The sequence below is a fragment of the Serratia sp. CY55921 genome (assembly GCF_052167655.1).
Classification (GTDB): domain Bacteria; phylum Pseudomonadota; class Gammaproteobacteria; order Enterobacterales; family Enterobacteriaceae; genus Serratia; species Serratia ureilytica.
The window spans coordinates 20673-32727 of the sequence record NZ_JBJNMU010000011.1 but is presented as its reverse complement, the minus strand read 5'-3'; the positions used below and the strand labels follow the sequence as shown (position 1 = coordinate 32727).

The following is a 12055-nucleotide window of genomic DNA, read 5'->3' as shown; positions in this document are numbered from 1 at the left end:
CCGCCAGGTGGTAGTTGTCGCTGTCCGCCTTCGACCCGTAGCCGCCGTGCAGCGAGGTGCGGGTGTAGCCGGTCGCCACCCCCAGCCGCCAGTCGGCCGCCGCCGCCGAGTCCAGCCCCGCCAGCACCCCGTAGGTCGAGGCCTGATAACCCGTGGCGTTGGCGTCGCCCGACGCGTGGTCCCACGCCCCCAGCAGCTGCGCCCAGGCGCCGTCCTCGTCCGCCTTGATGGCCGACGAGCTCGCCAGCCCTTCCGCCTGACGCAGCCGCCCGTTCAGCGCCTCACGCAGGTAGCGGCTGTCGTTCACCAGCGCCGACGCGATATCCGCATGGATTTGCCCCGAAAGCTGACGGAACGCCTGCCGCGCCTCGCCCGCCGTACCGCTGTTAAGAACGCTTTCGTACACCGGGTTGCCCGCCGCCAGCGCATCCGCCGCCGCCGCCACCGCCCGCTCGTTCGGCGTCTGCGCCACGCTGGCGAAGCTCGTGCCGTTGCGCCCGACGCTCAGCGTCACCCCGGCCGGCTGGTAGCTCAGCCCGGTGCCGAGGAACAGGTAGTTCGGCGCCACCGCGTCAAACTGCCCGCTCACCCCCTGCTGCGCGCTCAGGATGGTGTACTGCTGGCCCAGCAGGCTGCGCACCTCGCTTTGCGTCAGCAGGTTGGCGCTGTTCTCCAGCGTCACCGCCACCTCGCCGCCGCCGATCGTCGCCGATCCGCTGCTCTGGATCCGATCGCTCTGGCCGTTCGGCCCCACTTCCACCGCATAGCGCGAACCCGGTTCGAAGCTGACGTTGCCGGTCACGTTCAGGGTGCCGATCGAGTTGCCCGGCGCCACGGTGCCGCCGCGGCGGGCGGTCAGCGAACCGACCGTGCCGCTGCCGCCGACGATGCCGCCGCTCTGCACGCTGACGTCCGAGGTGACCGAGCCGTTGATCGCCAGCCGCCCCTGATTGACCAGCGTCGGGCCGGAATAAGTGTTGTTACCGGTCAGCACCAGGGTGCCGATACCCTGCTTGGTCAGGCCGCCGTGGCCGGAGATATCGTTGCTCCAGACGTCCAGCCCGCACAGCACATCGCTGCAGACGCGCTCGGTCGGTTTGCCCTTGTCCAGCACCGCGCCGACGCCCGGCAGATCCACCACGAATTGGGTCGGGCCGTAAGCCACGCCCGTCGGATCCGGAATACGGAACTCCGCCGGAATATCCTCGGCGGTCACCAACATGCCTGGCCCGTTGATAGCCTTGCCCAGGTTGATCATCCCCCAGCCGTAGAGCGCGTCGATGCCCGGCGCGCCCATGTCGGTGGCGGTGGTTTTCAGCACTTCCGCCACCTGTGCGCCGCTCAGATACGGGAAACGCTCCATCAGCACCGCAACGCTGCCGGCCACGTGCGGCGCCGCCATCGAGGTGCCGCTGTATTTGGCGTAGCCGGTCGTCAGATTCTCCACGCTGGTGCCTTCAATCACCGAGCTGTATACCCGGGTGCCCGGCGCCGAAACGCAGAAGCTGGCGGTGTAGCCGCAGCGGGAAGAGAAGGTGCTGATGCTGTAGTCGCCGGTATTGGTGGGATCCTGCAAGCTGGCGACCGACAGCCAGTTCGGTGCAATCTCCGGCACGAAATAGGCCAGGCCGGCCATGGCATCGGGGTTATTCAGATTGCCGTCGTTACCGGCGGCGAAGATGGTGACCACGCCGCTGCGCGCCGCGTCGATCGCGCCCTGATAGGCGCCGCCGGGCTTGGTGCCCAGGATCGTTTTGATCTGATCGAACTGCTTTTGCGCATCGTTTACTGTGAAATGCGGATAAGCCGGGTCATAACCCCCCTCATCAAACTTTTCGGTAATGCCGATGCCCCAGCTGTTGTTGATGATGCGCGCGCCGCTGGCCACCAGCGCATCCCAACCGGCCTGGTACACCGCGCCGTCGTTGCCGAGGATGATGCCGTCCTCCGGGCCGGGATCGCCGTTTTCGGCACTGATGATCTGCGCATTGAACGCCACGCCGTGCATGGCGCCGCCGTCGCGGCTGCCGGCGGCGATGCCGCCCACGTGGGTACCGTGCGAACCGAGCGTGCCATCGGAGTCCACGCTCGGCGTACCGTCATAGCGGAAAGTGTCGCCTTTTTTCACCGGAATATAGGGATCGGTGTATTCGCGGATGCCTTCGGTAACCAGATTGATCACCTTATTCTCACCGGCAAACTCCGGGTGCTTGGCGTAGACCGGCTGATCGAAAATGCCAAGTTTGATGCCTTTTCCGGTATAACCGGCGGCGTAGGCCTGGTCGGCGTGGATCGCCCCCAGCCCCCATTCCGCGTTGAACTCACTGCTGCGCCAGCTGGCCGGATCGCCCGCTTTGCCGTTCTCTATATAGCTGGAGGCCTGCGCGCCGCCGATCGCCGTCAGGCAGATCAGCATCGCGCTCCATTGTGCGCGATGAACTCCGATTTCAGGCCAGCCGAAGGCCGCCCGAGCGGATTTAACTCCTCTAAGTTTCTTCTCCATCCCAGATACCGTCCGTTGTTGTTTGCAAATGTTTTATAAGATTTTTTGTGTAACAGTTTGGTAACACCAAATAAATAAAGCACAACAATCTCAAGTGCGCTTAATGTGTCACTCGGCAGTTCGGTGGGCGGAGAGAACGTTTCAGGGATGAATCAGACGGGGGACGATAAGGAAAGAGAATGATCTCGCTCAGCGCTGAGGCGGCATTTATTCGCGGGGGATAATTAAATTAATACAATGATAAATAATGATATTTAATTAAAAGACAACCAAAGAAAGCGTCGCCTGAAAAGTGCTTAACAGGCGCTTTTTATCACTTTTAATTATAACTTTTGCCAATATTTACTCAGTGAATTATGCTGATTTTTCACTCAGGCAGCGGCAAAAATTGGATTATCCTGCTGATGTTTTTTTGCTGTTCATCGCATCCTCTTCCGCCTGACGCAGGATGGCTTTGGCCATCCATTGCGTGACATCCTGGATACCCTCAAGCTCCAGCCCCCAGATATCTTTCAGCACCAGGAACACCTCAGAACCGTAAATCAGCGAGAAAGCATGAATCACTCTCTGTAAAGAATCTGGCGGCAGTTTACCCTGCAACGGCTCTACCGCCAGCGCCAGCAGCCGCTTGCGGTTGCCGCGCACGAACTTTTCGCCCGGCGTGGCGTGCGCCCACTGCTGCAAAGAGAGCTGCAATGCGGCGCGCAGCGCCCCTTCGTGTCGCTCCATCTGAGGATAGGCCAACGTCAGCAACTGCTGGATGCGCTTCAGGGCATCGTCGTCCTGCGGGCGCCACGCCAGAATAGGCCCCAGACTTTCCGCCACCACCGCAGTAATTAATGCGCTTTGGGTCGGGAAATAGCGGTAGGCGGTCGCGCGCGATACCTGCGCATGCGCCGCCAGATCGGTGATCGATGGAAACGCGCCCTCGCCATACAGCGTCATTGCGCTGGCCAGCAACAAACGATGTGTTTTCGCCCGGGCGGAGGTCAGAGAAAGGTCGGACGGGGTGGGAAAAGCATTTATCGGCACTTAAACCTCATACATCTGTACACGCTTGCGCGACAGGCGAGACGCCACTGCCGACAGGTTGACGACAAAGGGTTGGCCGCGCAAAAAGCTCAAAAATGAGACAGGAGTCCCATTTTGCACTGAGCTGCCCTTGCAAAAATGATACTGCCGTCTCATTATATAAATACATTAATCAATTTAATTTAAATGCCAACACCAGGGCACCCAAAAAAAACATAATACATTAATTTTTAAATAAAAATTAGAAACACCTCGGAAAAATCCATGAAAGATACTTCAAATTTTGTCTATATTGCTACCACAGCAGATACCAAAGGACAAGAGTTGGAGTATGTGCGGCGGCTGATTGCCAGCCTGAATTTACCCACGCGAACCGTCGATCTCTCCACCCGAAGCTTGCCGTTTGACTCCCCGGCCGATATCGGCCCAGAAGAGGTCGCTCGCCACCATCCGGCGGGCGCAGGCGCGGTCTTTCTAGCCAGCCGCGGCCAGGCAATCGCCGCCATGGCGACCGCTTTCGAACGTTTTATCCTGACGCGCCGCGATATCGCCGGCCTGCTTGGCCTGGGCGGCTCCGGCGGCACCGCCATCATCACGCCGGCAATGCAGCAGTTGCCGATTGGCCTGCCGAAATTGATGGTCTCGAGCATGGCGGCGGGAGACGTTTCCGCCTATGTCGGCGCCAGTGATATCAGCATGTTGTATTCGGTCACCGATCTCGCTGGCCTGAACCGTATCTCGCGCCGGGTGCTGGGCAATGCGGCGCGCCAGATAGCCGGTGCAGTCCGCTTCGCCGCCGTCGATCATCACGACGACAAGCCCGCAATCGGCCTGACGATGTTTGGCGTCACCACCCCCTGCATTCAGGCGCTGGTTGCCGACCTTGAACCGCAATGGGACTGCCTGACGTTTCACGCGACCGGCAGCGGTGGCAGAGCGCTGGAAAAACTGATCGATAGCCGGCAACTGCACGGCGCCATCGATTTGACCACCACCGAAGTGACCGATTACCTGTTTGGCGGTGTGCTGCCCTGCAATGCAGATCGTTTCGGTGCTATCGCGCGTACCGGCATCCCGTGCGTACTCTCCTGCGGCGCGATCGACATGATCAACTTCGGCGCGCTGAATACGGTGCCGGCTCGCTACGCGAACCGCCTGCGCCATCATCACAATCCGCAAGTGACGCTGGTGCGCACCAGCCCACGGGAAAATGCGCTAATCGGTCATTGGATTGGCGAGAAAATCAACGCCTGCGCGGGCGAAGTGCGCTTCGTGATACCGGCGGGCGGCGTGTCGGCTCTGGATGCCCCTGGGCAACCGTTCTGGGATCCCGCAGCGCTGGCCGCCTTTACGCAAACGCTGGAGGAGACGGTGCACGCCACCCATAAGCGCCGGTTAATAAAAACGCCTTACCATATTAACGATCCGCGCTTTGCGCAGGCCGTTGCCGAACAGTTCCGACATATTGCCGCTGGGGAATGATAATCACTCGCTGCCGGGTCTGCCGGAGATAACGCCGAAAAAAAAGGCCAGACAAATAGTCTGGCCCTTTTTTATTTACCGCGAGCGTATATTACTGACCGGAGGACATCTGCTCCTTCATTTTATTCATATGGTCCATCATCTTTTGCTCACGTTTCTGATAATTCTCATTGTATTGTTTTTTCTGCTCAGGGGTCAGCAGGTTATACATTTTATTTTCCGCCTTGGCGCGTTCCAGCATGCGTTCGGATTGCGCTTTGCCGATCGCGTCAATTTGCGCCTTCGCCTTCGCTTCATCGAAGCTGTCGGAAGCCACCAGATTATGCAGCGCCTGGCGTTCCTCTTTCATGCCCGGACCGCGTTTCGAGTGCGACTCTTTCATGATATCGCGCATTTGCTGGCGCTGCTGCTCGGTCAGGTTCAGCCCGGCAAACGGGCCGCCTTTACCTTCACCCTTGTGATGCATCATTTTCATCGGCGCGGCATCCGCAGCCGGGGCCGCCGTCGTATCAGCGGCGAACGCCGCAGAAGCAGAACCCAGAGCCAGCGTGGAAGCAATAAATAAAGCCGTCAATTTACGCATAATCATTTCCTTAAAAATTTTTCTTCATCAGGAGCGCTGTACGTTAACAGGCTCATTCGTTCGTCGAAGATAATAATAGGCTGATAAAATTCAAGTAATGCGAGGGTGTGTAAACTTTTTAAAACCCGTCACGGGTTTATTCACCAATTATGAGAAAACTATGAAGAAGGCGTTTATTTGATGGAAATTTTAATTTCCCGGCAAAAATCTCCCCGACAGGGTTATTTTTCAGCCGCCCTCTCACCGCTATAATTTACTCGCCCACAAGGCAACCTTGCATCAACCGTTTTTCGTTAGCGGGGAAGCCGGTACAAACTTCGCACGACCCGATGTTCTCCTCCTACACTTTAAGGCAACCGGTCGCCGGGTGGCGCGTACACCGCAAAACTAATCATTGCTTATAGAATAGTTTCCATTACCCGCCCCGCCTGTGAAAACCTGTTATATGATGCACAGACGCGCACGGCGACCACTTTCGGGCCCACAGGCCGCCAGCGGTTCTTCGTGCTGACCGGCCGCCCGTGCTCTTTTGAGGAATCATCATGTCCGCAGACCAAGGCCCTGAGCTTCTTAACGCCCACTTCGGCACCCAGAGCCCCCACTGGCGGCTGGCGTTTGACAGCAATGCCCTGGAGCTGTCCGCCGTTAAGGGCAAAGCCCACGTCGCGGTGGCGCTGAGCGCCATGGACGCGGCGAAAATTCGCCGTTTGACCGGCGTGACCGCCAGCCTTGAACTCACCATTACGCTGGCCGGCGAACCGCTGCATCTGCATCTGGTCGGGCGCCGCGTCAATAACCTCGAATGGGCGGGCACCGCGTCCGCGTTCAGCGATACCCAATCCGTGGCGCGCGATCTGGTGCATGGGCTCTCCTTCGCCGAGCAGGTGGTGTCCGAAGCCAACTCGGTGATCGTGATCGTCGACCAGCACGGCCGCATCCAGCGCTTCAATCGGCTGAGCGAGGAGTACACCGGGCTGCACGAACACGAGGTGATCGGCAAGAACGTTTTCCAGCTGTTTATGAGCCCGGAAGAAGCCGCCGCCTCGCGGCGCAACATCGCCGGCTTCTTCCGCAACGGTTCTTCGTATGAGGTGGAACGCTGGGTAAAGACGGTCAAGGGCGAGCGACTGTTCCTGTTTCGCAATAAGTTCGTGCACAGCGGCAGCGGTAAGAATGAGGTGTTTCTGATCTGCTCAGGAACCGACATCACCGAAGAGCGTCGCGCGCAGGAACGGCTGCGGGTGCTGGCCAACACCGATATCATCACCGGCCTGCCGAACCGTAACGCCATCCAGGACAAGATCAACCACGCCATCGCCACGCGCGGCGAAGAGAGTTTCGGCCTGGTGTACCTCGATCTCGACAACTTCAAAAAGGTCAACGACGCCTACGGCCATATGTTCGGCGATCGGCTGCTGGTTGAGGTCTCGCTGGCGATCCTCGGCTGCCTGAGCCCGGATCAGGTGCTCGCCCGCCTCGGCGGCGACGAATTTTTGGTGCTGGCGCCTCAGACCGATCGCGAACGTTTGCAAACGCTGGCGCAGCGCATCATCGATCGGCTGAAGACCCCTTTCCGCATCGGCCTGATCGAAGTGTATACCGGCTGTTCGATCGGCATCGCGCTGTGCCCGGAGCACGGCAACGATCTCGACAGCCTGATCCGCAGCGCCGATACCGCCATGTACGTCGCCAAGGAGCACGGCAAGCGCACCTATACCGTCTTCTCGCCGGAGATGAACAAGCGCGTCGCCGAATACATGTGGCTGGACACCAACCTGCGTAAAGGGCTGGAGCAAAATCAGCTGGTATTGTATTACCAGCCTAAAATCGACGCGCGCAGCGGTGAAGTGCACAGCGTGGAAGCGCTGGTGCGCTGGGATTCGCCGGAGCGCGGCCTGATCCCGCCGCTGCAGTTCATCTCCTATGCCGAGGAGTCCGGCCTGATCGGCCCGCTGGGCCAATGGGTGTTGCAGACCGCCGCCTGCCAGGCGGCGCAGTGGCGAGAGCGGGGATTGAATCTGCGGGTGGCGGTCAACCTCTCCGCCCGGCAGCTGGCAGACGACGGCATCGTCAACGATCTGCTCGGGGTGCTGCGCCGTCACCGCATGGCCCCTTGTCTGCTGGACTTCGAGTTGACTGAAAGCAGCCTGATTGAAGACGAAAACCGCGCGCGCGTGCTGATCACCCGGCTACGCGAGCTGGGCGCGCAGGTGCATCTCGACGACTTCGGCACCGGCTATTCGTCGCTGGCGCAGCTGGCGCGTATTCCGCTGGACGCCATCAAGCTGGATAAAAGCTTCGTGCGCGGGGTGAATTTCAACCCGGTTTCGCAATCGCTGGTGCGCGCGATCGTCGCGGCGGCGGAGGCGCTGGCCTTCCGCGTGATCGCCGAAGGGGTGGAGACCGAGAGCGAAAATCAGTTCCTCGACGAGGTCGGCGTGGACGAAAAGCAGGGCTTTCTGTTTGCGCGGCCAATGCTCCCGGAACAGCTGGAGCATTGGCTGCAGTCCTATCGCCCGCGCTCACCTTCCGCGTGAGGCGGGCGCGTTAACGTTAGCCGGCACGACGCAGGTTCAGGGTGTGGCGATCCTGCAACATCACCAGCCGCTCGATGTAGGCGCGATCTTTTTCCTCAATGGTGAAGGCCGAGTGCACCCAATCCTCGGTAATGTCCATCAGCTCGGAACGCGTCAGCTGCAGCACGCGCTGACGCGCCCGCAACATGGCGCGCATGCCGTTGAGCTTCGGCCGGATGGTATCGATGAAAGTGCGCGTCGCCATGTAGGCGTCGCCGGGCTGGAACAGCTGATCCACCAGCCCACGGCTCTCGAACCACTCTGCGGTGTGCGACTCGCCGCCCCAAATCAGTTCTTCGGCCAAGCGCATGCCCGCCTTGCGCGCCACCAGCGAGTAACCGCCCATGCCGGGAAACAGGTTGAACGCAATCTCCGGGAACCCCATGCGCGCATTGTTCTGCGCCAACACGAAATGGTGCGCCAGCGCCGCTTCAAAGCCGCCGCCCAGCGCGCTGCCTTCGACCATCGCAATGCTGACCGCGCCGGTATCGAAACCGCGCGCCGCCGCATGCACGCAGTCGATGCAGGCACGCGCGTAGGCCATCATCGCCTCGCGTTTGCGGTTCTTGATGGCTTCGGCGAAGAACTGCAGATCGCCGCCGACGTTAAACATGTTCGGCACCAGCGAGCCGGTGACCCAGAAATCGAACCGCAGCGAAGACTCTTTCGCCGCCTGCGCCAGCGTCATGATGTCTTCGATCAGCGCCTGATTAAAGCAAGGACGCGGCGCAGCGCGCAGCAGCATCCACATGATATGCCTCTCCTCTTCATAGTAGGCGGAAAGCTGCGACAGATTGCCCGCTTCGGTAAACGGACGGCAGGTGGGGTGATTAAGCAATTTCATAAGACCTTCCAGTTTTTCTGTTGATGACGGGTGAGACCGTTCCAGCCCCTACGGCTGCAGCGGAGCGGCGCTCGGCAACGCGTGGCGCCACATCATGAGTAAACGCTTTCTCGCCGACGAAACAGATAAAAATTGGAGGTAGGGAAGTGAAAAAAACCGAGGCGCGGCGGGGTTTTCATAGGAATTTTACCTATCGGCTGCCTCCTGGCATTTCATGCCGGGCGCTAACGCGTTAAGCTCGGAAAATGACCGTTTGCCGCCCCGGCGCTCAAAACGCCGCGGGGCTTTGGCTATAATCAACGCGGATACATGCCGTTTAACGTTAAGGAAATCGTGAAGTAATGCCTACAGGACCAGACCAGGAACGCCGCCAGCCCGCACAAGACACGCCGCCGAAGCCGCTTATCGCCATCAAGACCGGCCATGAAACGCTCGACCGCCGCATCAGCGGTTTTTCACGTCTGATTGAACGCATCAAAGCCTGGCCGAGCGTTGCGCACCTGCTGCGCGCCGCCGAACGCTTTAACGATCGGCTGGGCAGCCAGTTCGGCGCCGCCATCACCTATTTTTCATTCCTCTCGCTGATCCCGATCCTGATGGTGTCGTTCGCCGCCGCCGGTTTCGTGCTGGCTTCCAACCCGGATCTGCTGGCCCGTTTGATCAACCGGATCGTCGGCAGCATCAGCGATCCGACGCTGGCCAGCACGCTGAAGAACACCGTCAACACCGCCATTCAGCAGCGCACCACCGTGGGATTGACCGGCCTGGCGCTGGCGCTCTATTCCGGCATCAGTTGGATGGGCAACCTGCGCGAAGCGATCCGCGCGCAATCGCGTGACGTCTGGGAGCGCAATCCGCAGGATCAGGAGAAAATCTATTTCAAGTACACCCGCGACTTCATCTCGCTGACCGGCCTGGTGGTCGCGCTGATTATCACGCTGTCGCTGACCTCGGTCGCCGGCTCGGCGCAGGCGGCGATCGTCAACGCGCTGGGGCTGGACGGCATCGAATGGCTGCGGCCGGCGCTGACGACGATCGCGCTGTCGATCTCGATTTTCGCCAACTATCTGCTGTTCCTGTGGATTTTCTGGATGCTGCCGCGCCACAAACCGAAGAAAAAAGCGCTGCTGCGCGGCACCTTGCTTGCGGCTATCGGCTTTGAGGTGATCAAGTTCGTGATGACGATGACGCTGCCGCAGGTGGCGAAATCGCCCTCCGGCGCGGCCTTCGGCTCGGTGATCGGGCTGATGGCGTTCTTCTACTTCTTCGCCCGCCTGACGCTGTTTTGCGCCGCCTGGATCGCAACGGCCGACTACAAAGGCGACAAAGCCTTGCCGGAACGCGAGCCGCCGGCACGCTGAAGCCATGCAATCGTGCCGGTGTTCTCGCACGCGCCGGCACTTTCCTCTGGTTAATAAGCAAAAAACCAGTCAATCCCTCTAAATCATGCGGCATGGCATTCGAAAAACCAGCATAACAAACTACCCAGTCACTTTTCTTTCCCGTTTTTACAGCCATTCACACTGTATGAACCCCATTTCTCAACGTTTAACGCTACAGAAAAGAAGTCAGGGAAAACATTAGTCTTTTTAACCGGTTAGCGGCGGCACTGCCCAGAGTTCCAGCGTTGAAAAGGCGGAATGCTGTCACTAAGATGGATTTTTACCCCCTCCAACAATAAGAAATAGATATGCAAGCCACCATCGCACCCCCACTCGACGCCGACGACGCGTCTACACCGGTGAATTCCCGCGGGAAAGTCATCGTCGCCTCGCTGGTCGGCACCGCCATCGAGTTCTTCGACTTTTACATCTACGCCACCGCCGCGGTGATCGTGTTCCCGCACATCTTCTTCCCGCAGGGCGACCCGACCACCGCGACGCTGCAGTCGCTGGCCACCTTCGCCGTCGCCTTTGTCGCGCGCCCTATCGGCTCTGCGCTGTTCGGCCACTTCGGCGATCGCGTGGGGCGCAAGGTGACGCTGGTCGCTTCGCTGCTGACCATGGGGATTTCCACCGTGCTGATCGGCCTGCTGCCGAGCTATGAAACCATCGGCATCTTCGCCCCTATCCTGCTGGCGCTGGCGCGCTTTGGCCAGGGGCTGGGGCTGGGCGGCGAATGGGGCGGCGCCGCCTTGCTGGCGACGGAGAACGCGCCGGCCAAAAAACGTGCGCTGTACGGCTCCTTCCCCCAGTTGGGCGCCCCGATCGGCTTCTTCTTCGCCAACGGCACCTTCCTGCTGCTCTCGTGGCTGCTGAGCGACCAGCAATTTATGGAATGGGGCTGGCGCGTGCCGTTCATCCTCTCCGCCGCATTGGTGCTGATTGGCCTGTACGTCCGGGTGTCATTGCATGAAACGCCGGTGTTCGCCAAAGCGGCCAAGGCCGGCAAACAGGTGAAAGTGCCGCTCGGCACGCTGCTGAGCAAGCATCTGAAAGCCACCATCCTCGGCACCTTCATCATGCTGGCGACCTACACGCTGTTTTATCTGATGACGGTCTATTCGATGACCTACGGCACTGCGCCGCAGCCGCTGGGGCTCGGTTACTCCCGCAACAGCTTCCTGTGGATGCTGATGGTGGCGGTGATCGGTTTCGGCGTGATGGTGCCCATCGCCGGCCTGCTGGCGGACGCGTTCGGCCGTCGCAAGACCATGATCGCCATTACCCTGCTGATGATCGGCTTCGCGTTCCTGTTCCCGACCCTGCTGGGTTCCGGCAACCAGGCGCTGGTGATGGGCTTCCTGCTGTGCGGCCTGAGCATCATGGGGCTGACCTTTGGCCCGATGGGCGCGCTGCTGCCGGAGCTGTTCCCCACCGAAGTGCGCTATACCGGCGCATCGTTCTCCTACAACGTCGCGTCGATTCTCGGCGCGTCCGTGGCGCCTTACATCGCCACCTGGCTGGCGGCCCACTACGGGCTGTTTTACGTCGGCATGTACCTGGCGGCGATGGCCGGGCTGACGCTGCTGGCCCTCCTGCTGATGAAAGAAACCCGCCACCAGTCGCTGTGATCCTCTGCGGCCCCCTCACTGC

General features: G+C 60.1%; 8 protein-coding genes. 4 read left to right on the top strand and 4 right to left on the bottom strand.

The features are described from left to right. The coding region (locus ACJ8M3_RS24275; RefSeq protein ID WP_442514780.1) for a S8 family serine peptidase at positions 1-2416 on the bottom strand (2416 nt) is incomplete at its 3' end. Positions 2417-2896: 480 nt separating this feature from the next. After that, entirely contained in the window at positions 2897-3535 is a 639-nt protein-coding gene (locus ACJ8M3_RS24270) for a TetR/AcrR family transcriptional regulator (protein ID WP_033645365.1), read from the bottom strand. 264 nt (positions 3536-3799) lie between these two features. Between ACJ8M3_RS24270 and ACJ8M3_RS24265 the strand changes: the two genes are divergently transcribed. Continuing rightward, complete coding sequence (locus ACJ8M3_RS24265; protein WP_042785546.1) at positions 3800-5017, top strand: Tm-1-like ATP-binding domain-containing protein; 1218 nt, start codon at positions 3800-3802, stop codon at positions 5015-5017. Positions 5018-5108: 91 nt separating this feature from the next. Here ACJ8M3_RS24265 and spy read toward each other — a convergent pair whose 3' ends face one another. Beyond that, complete coding sequence (gene spy, locus ACJ8M3_RS24260; RefSeq protein WP_033645367.1) at positions 5109-5600, bottom strand: ATP-independent periplasmic protein-refolding chaperone Spy; 492 nt, start codon at positions 5598-5600, stop codon at positions 5109-5111. A gap of 542 nt (positions 5601-6142) precedes the next feature. Here spy and pdeR point away from each other — a divergent pair. Continuing rightward, positions 6143-8137: a cyclic di-GMP phosphodiesterase gene (gene pdeR, locus ACJ8M3_RS24255; protein ID WP_033645368.1), complete on the top strand. Its 1995-nt coding sequence runs from the start codon at positions 6143-6145 to the stop codon at positions 8135-8137. A gap of 16 nt (positions 8138-8153) precedes the next feature. On the opposite strand, the gene ACJ8M3_RS24250 is transcribed toward pdeR, so the two are convergent. Continuing rightward, complete coding sequence (locus ACJ8M3_RS24250; protein WP_033652699.1) at positions 8154-9020, bottom strand: crotonase/enoyl-CoA hydratase family protein; 867 nt, start codon at positions 9018-9020, stop codon at positions 8154-8156. A 341-nt stretch (positions 9021-9361) separates the two neighbouring features. On the opposite strand from ACJ8M3_RS24250, the gene yhjD reads away from it, so the two are divergent. Together yhjD and ACJ8M3_RS24240 are read left to right on the top strand one after the other, a co-directional pair. Continuing rightward, the gene (gene yhjD, locus ACJ8M3_RS24245; RefSeq protein ID WP_021505224.1) at positions 9362-10381 is read left to right on the top strand and encodes an inner membrane protein YhjD; all 1020 of its coding nucleotides are present in this window, start codon (positions 9362-9364) and stop codon (positions 10379-10381) included. A gap of 329 nt (positions 10382-10710) precedes the next feature. Further along, complete coding sequence (locus tag ACJ8M3_RS24240) at positions 10711-12033, top strand: MFS transporter (RefSeq protein ID WP_016930463.1); 1323 nt, start codon at positions 10711-10713, stop codon at positions 12031-12033. Positions 12034-12055 lie beyond the last annotated feature (22 nt).